Raw genomic sequence first — 18665 nt, forward strand, 5'->3', positions numbered from 1 at the left:
CTCCACGACAATGTTGCCCTCTCCTTGGGAATAAATCCCTCGGGATAGTTCCATGTCAACAATACAGCATTGTTCTCCTTCCTCTCCAACTCCAAATCCGTAACGGGATTCCTGTCTCTCTGCAGATTTACATCTTCATAAACTTCTTTCTTTTCTTCTTTTGCTTCACTGACAATCTTTTTTACTTTCATTGTCTGTGCCTGCAATCCCGAAGTTGCTGTCATTGCCATTATCAATAGCATTATCACTTTCTTAGTTGTATAAAATTTTTTCATAACATTGATTTTTAGATTTCTTTAATTTGTATATTTTTATTCATGAAACGTACTGTCATTATTCTTATAATAAAAATAATTTCAAAAATATAAAAAAAAACTCAGAAATATCAACCTTGCGGCCTATATACAGACTTTTTTAAGGACAAAAAAATGTATATCCCTGATATTAAATTAGATACAAAATCTCTTGTACAGACTTTTTTGATGTCTGACAACGTTTCATAGGGTTATTTCACGACTGTTTTAACCTCAGATTTCAGAATCTTGTTCCAAAATTACCACTCTATGAAATTCAACAATTAAATCCTTCGGCTTTATGTTTTTTATCTCAAATGTATTCTATTGACACAAATTGTCCCAATTATTGAAACACCACCAATTTTAGCGGACACCAATGAATCAAAACTCAATAAAAACAAAAAATCCCGATTCTCAACGTCTCGGGATTTTCAAAAAAGCATAATAAAATATCATTTAAAAGCGTTTTCGTTCAATCCATCACCGGACAATGACAATCGCGGCATATAATCAGGTACAGTTTTACCGAGATATTTATCGACATAAATTTTAGCGAGATACTGACCAAGCATGAAGCCATGTCCGCGCATACCCACCAACAAGCCATGATCAGGGTCAACAATATAACGCGGTTCGGTATAATAGCCGCACCAGAATGCCTGAAATCCGACAGAGCGCAGTTGTGGTATCCATTCACAGAACATTTCAGAACAAATTTCAAGAAAACTCTTAGTATTATATTTCAGATTCTTGCCTGCTTCCATGGCATCAACAGCAGGAGAAGCACAACCTATGATTTGCCCCGTCTCTGCAAACTGCTGTCCGTAAACAGCAGAAAAACCTTTGTAACAACGTCTGTCGATTAGCATATCCAAAGAGTCGCCGTTTTTGCCGAGCATAGGCAGTCTGCGCGTGATAAACGCCTGATGCTTGACAGGATACAGACCTATCTCCATTCCAAGTTGAGAAGCAAATTTACTTGCATTGGCTCCCAAGGCATTGACAAAATGCTCACAATGATATTCCACATATTCTTTATCATGCGTCATGACAAGAGCCATGAAGCCTTTGTCAGTACGTTGCACCTCCAAAAGTGTACAATCTTCAAGCAAAACACCTCCATGTTGTGTAGCTATACCACGTATATAATTGATTACCAACCCGGGGGTTGCCTGCCAACAATTGTTGGTGACGAGAGCAGCCTGATAAGTATCGCAACTCTCATTGAAATATGGTGATATTTCCTTACGGAAGTCTTTTCTATCAATCATGTAACCGTCAGACCATGCCAAAGAGGCATTCAGTGCATCATAAGTACTTTGATCATGAGCAAAACCGATATAACGTGTAGGTTTAAAGTTAATATTGGTTTCTTTCTGCAGTTGTTTGAATATCTCGAGGTTATGGTTTGCTATATCAGATATTTCCGGTACCGAGAAAGCAGGACGACCTCCGCCTATATTACGCCATGACGATCCTCTTTCAGCATTGGCAAGCACTACTTTCTTGCCATTCTCGGCGAAATATCTGAACAATCCGCTACCTGTAATGCCGCCACCGGCAACAAACACATCGCAATATTCTTTACGTGTAGCCTTGCCATGCACATCTGTGATGAACGACGGTTGTTTCTCACGGGGATAAAGTTCACTAATATTAATTTGATTGGAAAGAGGTCCGCGCGGAGTGGCATCGCCTACTACTTCTACACCATGCCTCCTGAGAAACTGACGTACTCTCGGTATGCAACGTTTACCACGACATGGTCCCATTCCTATCCTCGTGATATGTTTCAACTCATCGACCGATATCATTTTCTTGCCTTTGACAGCCTCAAGTATTGTCTCCAACTTGACATCATCACAATGGCAGATATATGTTTCATCCTTATCCAAATCAGACACCCGGACAATATGCAAATTGTCAGGATAACTCTCTTTGACAATAAAACCAGTAACATCAGTGATATCGCAGTCCGAGACGACCTTAATCCTTGCCACATTAGTCTTGTTCGGATTGACCATTATTTTTTCTATCAAGCCTTCACCAACCTTTCTGCCATTGTCATCGACGAGGAACACCTCTGTATTCTCTTCTGCTTTATATTCAAGAGGCAGGAAAACAATTCTTTTATTGACATTATATCCGAAAATTGCCAAACCCGGACAATTAGACACACATTTCATGCAGCCAATGCACAAGTCATAATCTATGACAGGAACCGAAGAAGTAGTAGGTTTGGAGATGGCCTTTTGCGGACATGAGAAAGAACAAGGGTTACATGCAAAACCATACAAACAGTCGGCTATTACGAATCCTTTTTCATTCATACGATCTTTTGAAGGCTTGGCAGGTTTGTCGAGCACCCTCACCGGATGTTGTTGAGAGTCAATATAATCTCTTGACAATGAAAGATATTCATCATAATTGACTCTTTTACCCATCTGCATGGCAATTTCGAAGGCAGCCTGTTTGCCACGCAATACGGCACAAGTACCCTCGCCTACTCTAATGGCATCGCCGACGCCATAACAATTCAATCCGAATACCACTTTGCCTTTTTTGAGTATCTGGTCGTCAGGCATCAGACCTGTACAGATATTGATGACATCTATACCTTCGATAAGTTGTTCTGTACCCGGAATAGGTTTAAAGTTCTCACATTTTGCTATCACAGCGCCAGTGACAGCTGTTTTATCCTTATTAGGTATAGCTTTCACAAGTGTATAAGACGTCATGATGGGAATGCCGAGACGGCGTACTCTGTTAGCCTGGACCGGGAATCCGCCCTCATGGTCCATTGCCTCAATGATAGCCACCACTTTAGCGCCAGCCTGAGTAGCCTGATACGAGGTGAGATATCCGATGTTACCGGCTCCTATAGAGAGTATTCTTTTTCCGAGCAGCGTATGTTCCACATTCATCATCTTCTGGAGCACGGCAGCGGTGTAAACGCCGGGAACGTCATCATTCTCGAATGCCGGCATAAAAGGAACAGCACCTGTAGCCACCACAAGATATGTGGCATCAACATAATAAATCTCATCTTTCACTATATCTTTCACAGCGATGCGATTGCCTTCGAGAATATCCCAAACGGTAGAATTCAGAAAAATGCCTGAATGGTCGTCGCCGGCAAGAGTCTTGGCAATGTCGAATCCTCTCATGCCACCATAAAGTTTCTCTTTTTCAAAGAAGAAAAACTGATGTGTCTGCATGTTGAACTGTCCTCCTACACGGTCGTTATTGTCAATAACGATATTTGGTACACCCAACTTGTCGAGTTGTTCACGGCAGGCAAGACCGGCGGGACCGGCTCCAATGATGGCAACCTGTGTCTTGTATATCTTCAGTCCATCATGATTAAAGACCGATTCCCCAACAGGCAGATAACCATGAGGTATCTCTCTAACTTCCTTAGCATTATCGACTTTGGTGATACAAATACGTCTTATTTTGCCATCTACGAGCATCTCACAGGCTCCACATTTCCCTATGCCGCATTCGAGACTGCGTTCTCTGCCGTCAAGGCTGTGACTGTGAACCGGAAAACCCGCCTGATGCAAAGCAGCCGCAATGGTATATCCTTTATAACCAACAACATCTTGGCCATTAAATTTAAAAATTATCTCCTCCGCTTCGGGGATATCCAAGATTGGATGTTCAACAATTCTTTTCATGTTTTTAGTGTTAATGATTTAAAATCAGTCATTATGATTTTCTGAATTAAAGTATCGCAAATTTAAGTATTTTTTAAAAAAAACAAAAAAAGATACAATTTTTATATTTTCATTAAACCAACCCTAAAGATACGACTCTGTCATTGAACACAAAAAATGATTCAAAGCATTAAAATACAACATTATTTCGATATGCCGAATTTGTTTCTTTCACAATGACGCTTACAAATCATCTTTCATAAAAAACAAAACTTCATTTTACAAATGACACTTATAACAAATAAAAAAAGTAGTAAAAATCGGCAAAATGTTTATCTTTGCGGTTCAAAATAATAATGCCATGCAGGAGATAGTACATCCTTTGAGTGAAAGACAGGAGAAAGTCGTCAACAAATTAAATGAATTAGGAATACCATTTGACATTCATTTCCATCCACCTATTTTCACCATTGAAGAAGCCCTTGAATATTGGAAAGAATTCGACTCCACACATTGCAAAAATCTGTTTTTCAGAAACCACAAAGGCAACAGGCATTATCTTGTTATTTTCGATTGCATGCAACAACTTGCCATACACGATTTGGAACACAGATTAAGACAAGGGAAACTCAGTTTCGCTTCAGAGCAACGTATGGAGAAATATTTGGGTCTGAAACCAGGCAGCGTTTCACCTTTCGGTCTTATCAACGACAAAGAACATCATGTCCATCTTTTCATTGACAAGAATCTGTTGAATGCAGAGCGTCTCAGTTTCCACCCCAATGACAATACCGCCACCTGCGTAATAAAAAAAGAAAATTTTTTAAAGTTCCTCGATGCCATGGGCAACACTTACGAGTTCATAGAATTATACGACTGAAAAATCGTATCTCCTCTTTATGAATAAATATTTCATTACCTTGTCAGTTACGGAGATACACTTCAAACAGTCGTTGATAAAAATTCCGTTTTGAAAAAAAAGATTAAAAAAATCATTTTAATACGTTAAAATTTCCTAATTTTGCACCGCTAACGAGATGATACAATTTTTTGTATTGTTTCTATTGTTTTACGAATACCTAATTTATGGATTATTCCCGACGAATTAAACCTTGTATAAACTCAGAAATCGGAAAATTAAACTACGTCATGTTGCACGCTCCCGGTTGCGAGATAGAAAACATGATACCGGAAAATGCCCACAAATACCTTTTCAGTGACATTTTAAACCTACACGAAGCAAAAGAAGACTACAAGAACTTTGAAGGCACCTTGAAAAGAGTTTCCAATGTATTGTATTTCAAAGATTTGCTTATAGATGTATTGAAACAGGATTCCGTAAGGGCTGAACTTCTCGAAAAGATTTGCAAAAGAGAGGATATCACTTACCTCATAGATTATCTCGGTGATTTCTCTGCTGAAGAATTGGCAAGAACTTTTATCGAAGGTCTTGACGTACCAAGTCTTTCAGAACGTTTTGTGATGGCTCCGCTGCCAAATTTGTTTTTTATGAGAGATGCCTCCATAACAATATGGGACAATGTCATAATAAGCAAAATGGCAACGACAGTACGTGACAGAGAGACATTATTATTAGATGCAATATTCAGACACTCAACCATTATTGACACCGAAGTAGTCCATCCTGTTGAATATTACAGCATGGACGGCATAGGGTCTATTGAAGGAGGCGATGTACTTATAGCAAGAGATGACATCATTTTGTGCGGTTGCGGTGCAAGGACATCACGCGAAGGTGCCGATGCCTTGGTGGAACATCTTAGAAGCAAAGGCGGCAAAAAACACCTCATATTGCAAGAACTGCCCCTTGAACCGGATTCTTTCATACATCTCGACATGGTGTTTACCATGCTTGACATCGACCGTTGCATGGTATATAAACCTGTCATTATGAACCCCAACTTCAAGACTTTCCACGTAGAGGTCGATGGTCGCAATAAACCGATTATGACAGAAGAAGAAAACTTGCTTTCCGCCCTTGCCAAACTCGGCATGGATTTAAACCCCATCTTCTGCGGAAACGACAAAGACTATCCTTCTAAAAGAGAACAATGGCACAGTGGAGCCAACTTCTTCGCTTTCGCTCCCGGCAAAGTGCTCGGATATGAACGTAACTATAATACTTTAGACGCACTCGTCAATAATGGTTTTGAAATAATCAAAGCAGCCGATGTGGCTTCCGGCAAAGTCAATGTCGATGACTACCAACGCTGTGTTGTGGCTTTCAAAGGTAACGAGTTGGCAAGAGGAGGAGGCGGTGCAAGATGTATGACAATGCCTTTGCTTCGCGAACAAGTACAGTGATGATTCTTAAATAATATTTTTAAGTGGTATGCCGAATTTTTCAATTTGACATACCGCTTTTTATAAAAAACATCAATATGACAAAATGGAATACTATTTTCATATTACATAATAAAAAAAATAATTATTTAACAATTAAAATTAACATGCCCTAATTAAATTTTATTTAACACCACACACATACAAAATTACTTATTTTATTATTTATATATTTGAATTTAAAGACAGAAACGAAAACTTTCATGAAACATTGTCAGTCATACCATAAAGAAAACTAAATTTTGTCATATTTATGACATTATGATAAATTCCTAAATAAACATAAAAAAGTGATTATTAATCAGCATTTTCAATGACAAAAGAGCTCACGATACAAGTTTTATTGGAACTATTTCCCCTTTGGATTGATTTTTGTTAGTATTTTTGCAGAAAAATAGTCTTCTTACGACATTTTTCCATTTTAATTGTTTGAAAAAAGAAAAAAGACATATATGGATTCTAAATTCTCACCGAGAGTACGCGAGATAATGCTTTATAGTCATGAAGTTGCTGTTAACCTTGGCAATTCTTATATAGGATTGGAACATCTTTTTTTAGGAATTATCAATGACAACGACAGTAATGCCGTTCAGATTTTGCGCAATTTAAATCTCGACGTGGAAGCATTCAAACAAAAACTTATAGCTTCCATCAAAAGCAATAATGTCATTGCCGAGCGTAACAATAATGTACCACTCACCAAACAGACAGAACGTGCATTAAAATTCACCTATCTGGTAGCTAAAGAGTTTAACAGCGAACAAGTAACGTCTGAACACCTCATGCTTGCCATCTTGCATGATGACAGCAACATTATCTCGCAACGTCTTGAATATGAAGGAATAAACTACGAGACATACAAAAAGATGGTAAAATCTTTCAACTCCAACCTTCCCACACAAGAAGAGACCGACAAAGACATAACAGATGACTTTCTTGATGAAGATGAAGGAGAAGATGAAGACATCTTCAAAGTCCCTGAGACACCACAACGCAAGAGCAATATCAAGTCCAAGACACCCGTTCTTGATAACTTCGGCAGGGACTTGACACGCGCTGCAGAAGAAAATCGTCTTGACCCTATTGTAGGAAGAGAAAAAGAACTTGAACGTATAGCTCAAATTCTTAGCAGACGCAAAAAAAACAATCCTATATTAATAGGCGAACCGGGAGTAGGAAAGTCTGCCATAGCCGAAGGACTGGCATTGCGCATAGTACAGCATAAAGTATCACGTGCATTGTTCAACAAACGTATAGTAATGTTAGACCTTGCCTCTGTGGTGGCAGGTACAAAATACAGAGGTCAATTTGAAGAACGTATCAAGGCTATTCTCAACGAGTTGGAAAAAAATCCCGACATTATACTTTTCATTGACGAGATTCACACCATTGTTGGTGCCGGCAATGCCAACGGGTCGCTCGATGCAAGCAACATGTTCAAACCTGCTCTTGCCAGAGGCGAGTTGCAATGTATAGGTTCCACCACACTCGACGAATATCGTCAATATATAGAAAAAGACGGTGCTCTTGAACGCCGTTTCCAGAAAATCATGGTGGACCCCACCACGACAGAAGAAACCATTGAGATTCTCAACAACATAAAGAGCAAATACGAAGACCATCATCTTGTGAGATATACACCGGAAGCCATAGAGGCTTGTGTGAAGCTCACAAACCGCTATATGTCGGACCGTTATCTTCCGGATAAAGCCATAGATGCCTTGGATGAGGCAGGCTCGAGAGTACATATCAGCAATATTCATGTCCCTCTTGATATCATCGAACTGGAACATAAAATAGAAAATATCCGCGAGCTTAAAAGGAAAGCCATCATGGAACAGAAATTTGAAGAGGCAGGACAACATCGCGACGATGAAAGACGATATCTGGACAAACTTGAAGATGCAAAAAAACGCTGGGAAGAAGAATCCATGATTCACAGAGAAGTCGTCACCGAACAAAATGTCGCTGAAGTCGTAGCCATGATGACAGGCGTTCCGGTACAACGAATAGCTCAGAACGAAGGAGAAAGACTTGTAAATATGGAGAAAGAGCTTCAAGGCTCCGTGATAGGTCAGGATGAGGCGGTCAAAAAAATTGTCAAGGCGATACGACGCAACAGAGCAGGTCTGAAAGACCCTAATAAACCAATAGGCAGTTTCATTTTCCTCGGACCTACCGGTGTGGGAAAAACATATCTTGCCAAAGTCCTTGCCAAATACATGTTCGACAGCGAAGATGCCTTGATACGTATTGACATGAGTGAATATATGGAGAAATTTGCCGTGTCGCGTCTCGTAGGAGCTCCTCCTGGATATGTTGGCTATGAAGAAGGCGGACAATTGACAGAAAAAGTGCGCCGTAAACCATATTCAATAGTATTGTTCGACGAAATCGAAAAGGCCCATCCCGACGTGTTCCATCTGCTGCTCCAAGTGCTTGACGACGGTCAACTGACAGACAGCTTGGGGCGCAAAGTGGACTTCAAAAACACTATTATAATAATGACATCCAACATAGGCTCTCGTCAACTTAAAGACTTCGGACAAGGCGTCGGTTTCGGCACACAGGCAAAAAAAGATGCTAAAGATGCCTATAATCAATCCGTTATAGAAAATGCTCTTAAAAGGTCTTTTGCTCCGGAATTCCTCAACCGTATCGACGATGTAGTGATATTCCAGTCTTTGAGCAAAAACGATATTGACAAGATTATTGACATAGAACTTAAAAAAGTTTTCGCTCGTGTGGAGGAAATGGGATACCGCCTTGAAATAACACCTGCTGCACATGACTTTATTGCCGAGAAAGGTTGGGACGAACAATTCGGTGCCAGACCTTTGAAACGTGCAATACAGAAATATGTGGAAGATGTAATTGCCGAAGAAATAATCAAAACAAGAGTCATGCCGGGTGACAAAATCATCATTGATTATAACAATGATGAACAGGAAATCAAAGTTGAAATATTAAGCGAAGAAGTGAAAAAACTTCATGAATAATTGAGTTATCTTGATTTTATACGAGGCACATCAAAAAAAGTTTGATGTGCCTCGTCGATATATGATATTTCAGTACATAACAAAACCAACCATTATACCATCAGAATTACTTCATTACATGACACATCATCATTATTCATTTCTTATCAAGTCTTATCAATTTTTTAAACCTTCTTATATTTATTCTAAAAAAACACTAATTTTGCCTGCATGATGAATGACTTGTCAGAATATATTAACAGTAAGATTTTCAGGCTTATATGTAAAGCAAGCCATGAGTTGGGTTACAAGACATACGTCATCGGTGGTTACGTAAGAGATATTTTTTTACAAAGAAAATCCGACGACATCGACATTGTAACCATTGGGAGCGGGATAGAGTTGGCTAAAAAAGTGGCTGCACTTCTGAAAGAAAAACGTGAAGTGAAATATTACGGACGTTTCGGCACTGCCATGATCCGTGTCAACAATGTCATTTTGGAATTTGTTGGAGCAAGAAAAGAGTCGTACGACCCTTCAAGCCGTAAACCGACAGTGGAAAACGGCACTTTGGAAGATGACCTCAACAGACGGGACTTCACCATCAACGCATTGTCTATCAGCCTTAATGAAGACTCCTATGGAGAACTGTTAGACCCTTTCAACGGATTACAAGACCTGCATGACAGGATTATACGTACTCCTTTAGATGCTGATATAACCTACTCAGACGACCCCCTCAGAATGTTGAGGGCAATACGTTTTGCGACACAATTGCATTTTAAAATAGAAGATGCCTCTTTTGAGGCCATACGCCGTAATGCCGGCAGAATAAAAATCATATCCAAAGAACGTATTACTGAAGAACTCAACAAGATTCTGATGAGCAAAATGCCAAGCATTGGATTCAGATTATTGGATAAAAGTGGTCTCCTCAGCATCATTTTTCCTCAACTTTATAATCTTAAAGGTATCGACATTCAAGATGGAAGAGGTCATAAAGACAACTTTTACCATACTTTGGAAGTCCTTGACAATGTAGCTCAAAACAGTGATAATCTTTGGTTAAGATGGACTGCTCTGCTTCACGACATCGCCAAACCACAAACAAAACGTTACGACAAAGAGACTGGTTGGAGTTTCCATGGGCATGAAGTAAAAGGCGCCAAAATGGTACCCAAGATATTCGCCGACTTTCATCTGCCCATGAACGAGAAAATGCGTTATGTACAAAAACTCGTAATGCTTCATTTAAGACCTATAGTGTTGGCTCAGGATATTGTGACAGACTCTGCCGTCAGACGTCTTCTTTTCGACGCCGGAGATGATATTGACGACCTTATGATTCTTTGCAATGCCGATATAACATCGAAAAACGAAGAGAAGAAAAACAAATATCATAACAACTTCCTGTTGGTAAGACAGAAACTTAAAGAGATTGAAGAAAAAGACCATCTGAGAAACTGGCAACCTCCTGTCAACGGTGAGATGATAATGGAAACTTTCAACATAGGACAGTGTATCAATGTGGGAAAAATCAAAAATGCCATCAGAGATGCTATACTCGACGGTGTCATAAAAAACAATTTCGAGGAAGCGTATGCTTTTATGAAAGCTGAAGGCTTGAAACTCGGACTCACTGTCGTTAATGAACTTACTGAACATATTGATATAAAATCCAACGGTCCGGTACCTAAAAAAATATAATATGGACAAATACCTTATAGTATTGGCAGGTCCTACAGCATCCGGAAAGACAATGACAGCCATCAAAATTGCTCTCGCTCTCAACACAGAGATAATTTCTGCTGACAGCAGACAGTTTTACAAAGAACTTTCTATCGGCACAGCGGCACCTACTGCATTGGAACTGTCAACAGTAAAACATCATCTTGTACACCATTTAAGCATATTCGACAAATACGATGTGTCCGACTATGAACATGACGTCATCTCTTTGACGAACCAGCTCTTCAAGAAGCACAATGCCATAGTCCTGACAGGAGGTTCCGGAATGTTCATAGATGCCGTATGCGATGGCCTGGACGACATTCCCGATATAAACGACGAGACAAGAAAAAAAATATCCGATTTGTTACAAGACCATGGAATAACTTGCCTCCAAGAATTGGTAAGTCAATATGACCCTGAATATTATTCCATAGTTGACAAGAATAATCCGAGACGCCTGCAACGTGCCTTAGAAGTTTATTTTCAAACAGGTATTCCCTACTCTTCTTTCAGAAAAAAACAGAAAAAAAAACGTGACTTCAAAATACTGAGATATGCCCTGTTATGGGATAGAGATGCTTTGATAGAAAGAATCAACAAAAGGGTCGATATCATGATGCATGACGGTCTCTTGGATGAGGTCAGATCTGTTTATCCTTATCGTGAGTTAAACAGTCTTAACACTGTAGGTTACAAAGAACTTTTTGATTTCTTGGATGGCAAATGCTCTTTAGAAGATGCCACAGACCGTATTAAAATCAATACACGACAATACGCCAAACGCCAAATGACATGGTTTCGTAAAAATGATGAATATAAATGGTTTGCCATAGAAGAAACAGACGATATAATATCATCTATAAAACATATCGTCAAATAATGCCTTTATAGTATTTTTTCAACTCTTCTACCGGTGAAGACAACACCTTGACAACCTCAAAACTATATGAAGAAGCAGTTTTTCTTAACAGATCTTCAAAACAATAGGCTACGGAACCGACAAAACCAAGATTATACTCATGGTTGCCATTAAGTTTTAATACATAATAATCAAAAAAAGACTTAAAACTGTTTTCACATAATGTAATGACATAATCATCATTAAAGTTCTCGCTCAGGAATACTGCAAAAGACGCCAAATAACGTGACGCCTGTTGTTTCTGATAAACATTCCTTATGACATCATCGCGGGTGACACTGAATCTTTCATGAAAAACATTTCTCAGATGACATGGCATTATTTCGTAAAAATAATCGTGCAACAATATCTTTCCCAAATAACATCCACTCCCCTCGTCACCAAGTATATAACCGAGCGATACTGCCTGACATTCAATATCTTTACCATCATAAATACAAGCATTGGAGCCTGTTCCCATTATACACGCCATCCCTTTTTCTCTTCCAAAAAGAGCATGACATGCCGCCATCATATCCGATTCCACAACAATTTCAGTTTCAGGCATCAATTCTTTAAATACCTTAGCGATTTTATTTTTATTATCTTCTGTAGAACATCCGGTACCGTAAAAATATACTGTATCTATGTCTTTACAATAGACATTCTTAATATTTTCAGCTATATCCAGTTTTATATCTTCAATAGCCTTGTAGTTAGGATTAAACCCGACTCCTATCCAGCGTTTTTCATTTTCTGTTTCATCAATGACAGCCCATCTCGACTTCGATGAGCCACAATCAACAACGAGTATCATGTTTTTTCTGCAAAAATAACAATAATACCGTTTCAACATCATATCACATTATCAAAGTAAAAAAAGAGGTCGACTTTTTTGCCGACCTCAAGGAGAAAATGAAGCTATTCGTATTAGAGTCTGTGTTTATCATCAAAAATAAAACAACAGTACATATAAAATGTTCAATTATCAGAAATTATATTGTACCATAAACTGAGCTCTGTTGGCATTACCCCACTGTTTATCCTGATTTACACGTTTACCGTAAATATATTCCACGCCGAGCTGTACATTAGGAGCAGCATACCAAAAGAAGTTGGCTGCCAGATAATAACCTTCTTTATAAAGGTTGCTGTCTTCATACATGTCGGGAAGCAACACTGCGACTTGACTGTAAGTGCAGGAAACAAAAGTACGTAAATTAAAATTATATTGTAATCCAACATAATATGACATGGCATCGGCTGTTTTAATTTCATTTTTCACAGTATTGTCTTCATGAACTGTTACAGGAAGAAAGTCGAGACCAAGTCCGTTAAGGTCCTGAATATAAGTTGAAAGACCTTTACCGTAACTGCACTGATAATAAAATATCACTTTATTGGCTATAGTAGTAAGACCGCTGAGTTGTCCACCTAATGTAGTCACAATATTTTCTTTATCATCAACTTTGTTATAATAATTGGTATTCCGCAAGATTCCGCTCAATCTCACGTGGCTGTTGTTGCCATTACCCCATGCAAACTGAATGTAAGCCGGAATATCCGGTATATATTGATTAGAAACCGACTGATAATCAGAGTTGACGGTATAATCAGCCACAGGCATCTCCAACCCTATGCCTGCACTTAAATGTCTGCCAAAAGAATGACGATAGTTAAACACATTATTATATAAAAATATCATGCCATCGGGTCCTTGGGAATCTATAGTCGGAGGTATTGCAGCAGCATCTGTAAACAAACTCGTGGTCCTACCTATGAGAAAACCTCCATAAGTGACATAAGCATCCTGAAGCACCGGAGTAAAATTCTGTCCGCTGAAATTGATATTGATATATGCCCCGAACTTGTTTTTCTTCGGTGATAACGACACTAAGTTATAAAACAAAGTGGTCTGATTAGCATTGAACTGCATCAACTTGGAGTTGCCGGGCACTGCAGGAACAGGAATGGCTGAAGTGATAAAATAAGCAGGGTTGTTGATTGCACCATCAAAGTCCATCGATGCAGTAGCCTTGACATAGCCACCAACACCCATAATAAACTTTTTCTGCTTACTCATCAATGCAAAAGACGGCGTCTTGGGAGCATTGAAACGTTCTGGAGCATTTTCCTCAAAAATCAAAATGACAGTGGTATCTGACTGTCCGTCATTGGTAATGAATGCCATATCCAGATGTTTTGAATGAGGCCTATGTCTCTTCATAATGATAAGGTCCTCTTGCGACCTGGAACAAAACGGCATAATCAACAATGCCATAAATACTAAAATGATAATTCTTTTTGCTTTCATAATGTTTTTCTGTTTAAAACAACGGTAAAAATGAAAAGTTTAAGGACAGCATGATATCTTTTCACATATAAAACATAATATGGATAAAAACAGTGTTTTAAATTTATTTTTATTATTTTTGCAGTTGTAATTCTTGAAATTTAACGAGATGGGAAAAAGTATGAGAAAATGGCGAATTGAAGATTCAGCCGAACTTTACAATATCAACAATTGGGGAATCAACTATTTCTCTATCAATGAGAAAGGCAATGTTGTAGTCACACCTCGTCCTGATTGCGTATCAGTAGATTTGAGAGAACTCGTAGATGAGCTGCAACTCAGAGATGTCTCAGCACCTATGCTAATACGATTTCCCGACATCATAGACACCCGCATAGAACAGATAGACTCCTGCTTTAAGGCTGCAGCCAAAGAATACGACTACAAAGGCAACAACTTTATTGTATTTCCCATCAAAGTCAATCAGATGCGACCGGTGATAGAAGAAATTGTCAGTCACGGCAAGAAATTCAACATAGGACTCGAAGCGGGTTCAAAACCGGAGTTGCATGCCATCATTGCATCAAATACCGACAGCGAGTCTCTGATAATATGCAATGGTTATAAAGATGAAAGTTTTATAGAATTGGCATTGCTCGCCCATAAGATGGGACGTAAAATCATAATTGTCGTTGAAAAACTCAATGAGTTACGTCTTATCACCAAGATAGCCAAACAGTTGAAAGTCACTCCCAACATTGGAATACGCATCAAGTTGGCAAGTTCCGGCAGCGGTAAATGGGAAGATTCCGGAGGCGATGGCAGCAAATTCGGTCTGTCCTCGTCAGAACTGTTGGAAGCTCTTGAATACATGGAGAAAAACAACCTCAAAGATTGTCTCAGATTAGTACATTATCATATTGGCAGCCAGGTTACCAAGATACGCAACATAAAAATCGCACTGAAAGAAGCAGCACAGTTCTATGTACAACTGCACAAAATGGGATTCAACATAGAATTTGTAGATGTCGGAGGTGGTCTCGGCGTCGATTATGACGGCACAAGGTCCGCCAACTCGGCAAGCAGCGTCAATTACAGCATACAGGAATACGTCAACGATGCCATATTTTCCATTGTCGATGCCTGTGACAAAAACGAACTGAATCATCCCAATATCATCACCGAGTCCGGACGTGCCTTGACAGCCCACCACTCCGTCCTTATCTTCGAAGTGTTGGAGACCGCATCAATTCCTACATGGGAAGACGATGAAGAAGTCACCGACGAAGACCATGAACTCATACACGACCTTTATGATGCCTGGGATAATCTTACCAGCAAACAATCGTCAATGCTTGAGACCTGGCACGATGCACAACAAATCAGAGAAGAAGCACTCGACCTGTTCAGTTTAGGACTTTTAGACCTTAAATCACGTGCCAAGGTAGAAAGGCTGTTCTGGTCTATTGCAATGGATATAAATCAGATGACTTCGGAACTAAAAAGAGTTCCTGAAGACTTCAGCACTTTGCCAAAATTATTGGCAGACAAATATTTCTGCAATTTCTCCTTATTTCAGTCCCTGCCTGACACTTGGGCTATAGACCAAATCTTCCCCATCATTCCCATACACCGACTCAATGAATATCCCGACAGAAATGCCACATTGCAAGACATCACTTGCGACTCCGACGGGAAAGTCACCAATTATGTCACAAGCCGTAGCGTGACACATAATCTGCCGGTCCATTCATTAAACAAAAATGAACCTTATTATATAGGTGTATTTCTCGTAGGCGCTTATCAAGAAATTCTTGGTGACCTTCACAACCTCTTCGGAGACACCAATGCAGTACATGTATCCGTAGATGAAAAAGGCTACTATATTGACCAAATCATTGATGGAGAGACTGTGGCAGAAGTTCTGGAATATGTTCAATATAGCCCAAAAAAACTTGTACGTGCCGTGGAATCATGGGTTACCACATGTGTGAAACAAGGAAAAATCACTGTTGAAGAAGGTAAGGAGTTCCTTTCCAACTATCGCTCCGGACTATACGGATATACATATTTGGAATAAAACTTTCTTTTTTCATAAACGAATACAATAATTTACAGTTCTAAATAACCGTTACAAGTTATCAAATAAAAAGTCTGTTATTTTATTCAGATACGACATTTGTGTTCCTTGTAGCCATTTCGTATAATTTTATCGAAATAATTTACCATATTTTCTATACGTACCATGACAAAATACACGCCGCAGTCATTACTATGCCATTTGGCATGGATTGTCACATACAACATTTATTGTGATATTTTGGTTTCAATAATTCCGGTGTTTCAGACTTGATGGTATTGTTATATATCGATGTCACGGTATGATGATTTCTGCCACTTTGCGCAGGATGTCGGCAAAGGCTAGTGCAGACTTCTTGCGATAGGTACCTTGTGACCAGAACAAATAACCGCGTGATATCAACTGTTCGGAGCTTATTATTGGTATCTCCACTATGTCGGGCTCTTCCTGTACTGCCGCCTGTGTGAGTACAGTGCCCCAATAGCCGCTTTCAAGCATCTGTACAATGGCATGTACATCATTCATCTCCACTCCTACCCTGGGGTTCAATCCATTGTCGCGAAACATTTCATCTACTTTCTTTCTTGTGGCAAAACCGATGTCCGGCAAAACCAATGGAGTGCGCGACAGTCTTTTCAGTGTGATGGATGACAGATCAGCCATAGGATGAGACTTATGCACCATGAAACACAGCCGTGAGTAAAACAACGGATGAGTCTCAAAATTATTCGACAGTCCTTCTGTCTTGAATGACAACGCCATATCTATCTCGTTTGCTTCCAACATAGACATGGCTTCTTCTGATGTGACAAATGTCGCCTTCACCATTATCTTGGGATACCTTTTCGTAAATTGTTGCAATGCCGTTGTCAACAGTCTGCTCATGCTGTGTGTCACTCCAATGAGCAATGTCCCCGCCTCAATGCCTTTCAGATCCTTGATGACTTGTCTCCCGCTCTCAGCCTCCTGTATCGTCTTCAGAGCGTATGGCAGGAATGCCAATCCTGCCTCTGTCGTCACCACACGTTTGCCTATACGATCGAAAAGCAATACATCCAACTCTTCTTCCAACTGTTTGATCTGCTGTGAGAGTGTGCTTTGCGATATATACAACACTTTTGCCGCTTCCGAGAAATTCTGCAACTCACATGCCTTACTGAAGTATCTTAATTGACGCAGTTCCATATCTTATCGTTTTTATCTATCGATTTTATAGAAAAAATATATTTTGCAAATATATAAATTTCTTTTCATAATACATATCTTTGCAAAAAAATCGACAATACCAAAAATATTTTGTCGTTATTCAAATGAAAAAAACATAATAATTAAAAAACAAACAAGATGAAAAAAATTGTCATTTTAACGTTAATGTCATTTTGCATGTCGATGTTACTGCCGGCACAAAATGTAAAAGAAGTGAAAGAAAAACTTCGTTATTGCGAAAGCACCTATCCTTATGACGGCGGCATTCTGATTGCCAATTTCGGCACCGACGAACTCAACCCTCTGAATTCCGAAGGTAAGGGCTACATCGTTTTCTATAAAGACGGCAAATCTGAAATCATTGTACCTGCCGACGGCAACCTGTCGGGACCTAAGGGCATGTTCGAACGCAACGGCTATCTTTATGTATGTGACGTCAACAAGATCGTTGTATATAACTTAGCTGACAAAGCCAAGTTGACAGATATCATCGACATGCCTGAAGGTGACATGTTCGTCAACGACCTTGCTGCCTACGGCAACACCTTATATGTCACGGTAACCAATACCGACAAGATATACAGCATCGACATCAGCGACCCGGCAAGACCCGGACAGCCTGTGGAATGGCTCGAGATAAGCGGTCCCAACGGCATCCTTGTTGGTGACGACGTGATGTATGTCGCAACTTATGCCACTGACGGCGCGCCAAAAGCAGAAAATGTAATCTACCGTATCGACAACCTCAGACAACCAAAGGCAATTATGTTGAACGACGTACCCGGACAATACGACGGCATAGCATTCTCTTCCGACGGCAAGTCACTGATTGTAAGCACATGGGGACCTGCACAACTGAGCCGTGTAAACCTGTCCGACGGCACCATGAAACCTATTGACATAAAGGTGAAACAAAGTCTTACAGGTCCTGCGGATATAACGGTGAAAGACGGTTTTATATACATACCAGACCTGCCTAACAGCCGCATGATAATAGTTAAAGAATGATGTTGACTCATTAAAACGATTTATACCGTTATTCTCTATAAAACGTATATTATTGTATCCGCAATGCAGATAACAGACGTTGCGGATATTTTTTATTGTTATCCGAAAATGGACACCTTTGTCCATGATCGTTTTAGAACAATTAAATTAAC

At 39.5% G+C, this 18665-nt stretch carries 13 protein-coding genes; 7 read left to right on the plus strand and 6 right to left on the minus strand.

The annotated features are described in order from the left end of the window. The coding region (locus ACZOVS_RS08460; protein WP_483996795.1) for a hypothetical protein at positions 1-275 on the minus strand (275 nt) is incomplete at its 3' end. A 473-nt stretch (positions 276-748) separates the two neighbouring features. Further along, positions 749-3976 carry an FAD-dependent oxidoreductase gene (locus ACZOVS_RS08465; RefSeq protein WP_483996796.1) on the minus strand — a complete coding sequence of 1076 codons (3228 nt, stop codon included), beginning with the start codon at positions 3974-3976 and terminating at the stop codon, positions 749-751. A 307-nt stretch (positions 3977-4283) separates the two neighbouring features. Between ACZOVS_RS08465 and ACZOVS_RS08470 the strand changes: the two genes are divergently transcribed. The 5 genes from ACZOVS_RS08470 (at position 4284) to miaA (ending at position 11908) form a co-directional block, all read left to right on the plus strand. Beyond that, positions 4284-4835, plus strand: a complete 552-nt coding sequence (locus ACZOVS_RS08470; RefSeq protein ID WP_483996797.1) for a prolyl-tRNA synthetase associated domain-containing protein — start codon at positions 4284-4286, stop codon at positions 4833-4835. A gap of 269 nt (positions 4836-5104) precedes the next feature. After that, positions 5105-6280: an arginine deiminase gene (locus ACZOVS_RS08475; protein ID WP_483996798.1), complete on the plus strand. Its 1176-nt coding sequence runs from the start codon at positions 5105-5107 to the stop codon at positions 6278-6280. Positions 6281-6771: 491 nt separating this feature from the next. After that, positions 6772-9318 carry an ATP-dependent Clp protease ATP-binding subunit gene (locus ACZOVS_RS08480; protein ID WP_483996799.1) on the plus strand — a complete coding sequence of 849 codons (2547 nt, stop codon included), beginning with the start codon at positions 6772-6774 and terminating at the stop codon, positions 9316-9318. Between the two features lie 210 nt (positions 9319-9528). Further along, positions 9529-11004, plus strand: coding sequence for a CCA tRNA nucleotidyltransferase (locus ACZOVS_RS08485; RefSeq protein ID WP_483996800.1), 1476 nt, complete (start codon positions 9529-9531; stop codon positions 11002-11004). A gap of 1 nt (position 11005) precedes the next feature. Continuing rightward, positions 11006-11908, plus strand: coding sequence for a tRNA (adenosine(37)-N6)-dimethylallyltransferase MiaA (miaA, locus tag ACZOVS_RS08490; RefSeq protein ID WP_483996801.1), 903 nt, complete (start codon positions 11006-11008; stop codon positions 11906-11908). On the opposite strand, the gene ACZOVS_RS08495 is transcribed toward miaA, so the two are convergent. After that, positions 11901-12743 carry a hypothetical protein gene (locus tag ACZOVS_RS08495; protein ID WP_483996802.1) on the minus strand — a complete coding sequence of 281 codons (843 nt, stop codon included), beginning with the start codon at positions 12741-12743 and terminating at the stop codon, positions 11901-11903. The genes miaA and ACZOVS_RS08495 overlap by 8 nt on opposite strands. 171 nt (positions 12744-12914) lie before the next feature. Then, positions 12915-14240, minus strand: coding sequence for a DcaP family trimeric outer membrane transporter (locus ACZOVS_RS08500; protein ID WP_483996803.1), 1326 nt, complete (start codon positions 14238-14240; stop codon positions 12915-12917). Positions 14241-14400: 160 nt separating this feature from the next. On the opposite strand from ACZOVS_RS08500, the gene speA reads away from it, so the two are divergent. Beyond that, positions 14401-16299 (plus strand): biosynthetic arginine decarboxylase, encoded by a 1899-nt coding sequence (gene speA / locus ACZOVS_RS08505; RefSeq protein WP_483996804.1) that lies wholly within the window; start codon positions 14401-14403, stop codon positions 16297-16299. Between the two features lie 86 nt (positions 16300-16385). On the opposite strand, the gene ACZOVS_RS08510 is transcribed toward speA, so the two are convergent. Then, positions 16386-16526, minus strand: coding sequence for a hypothetical protein (locus tag ACZOVS_RS08510; protein WP_483996805.1), 141 nt, complete (start codon positions 16524-16526; stop codon positions 16386-16388). Between the two features lie 67 nt (positions 16527-16593). Next, the gene (locus ACZOVS_RS08515; protein ID WP_483996806.1) at positions 16594-17484 is read right to left on the minus strand and encodes a LysR substrate-binding domain-containing protein; all 891 of its coding nucleotides are present in this window, start codon (positions 17482-17484) and stop codon (positions 16594-16596) included. A 159-nt stretch (positions 17485-17643) separates the two neighbouring features. On the opposite strand from ACZOVS_RS08515, the gene ACZOVS_RS08520 reads away from it, so the two are divergent. Further along, the gene (locus tag ACZOVS_RS08520) at positions 17644-18513 is read left to right on the plus strand and encodes an NHL repeat-containing protein (protein WP_483996807.1); all 870 of its coding nucleotides are present in this window, start codon (positions 17644-17646) and stop codon (positions 18511-18513) included. The last annotated feature ends 152 nt before the right edge of the window (positions 18514-18665 follow it).

Source organism: Candidatus Limimorpha avicola (assembly GCF_056978975.1).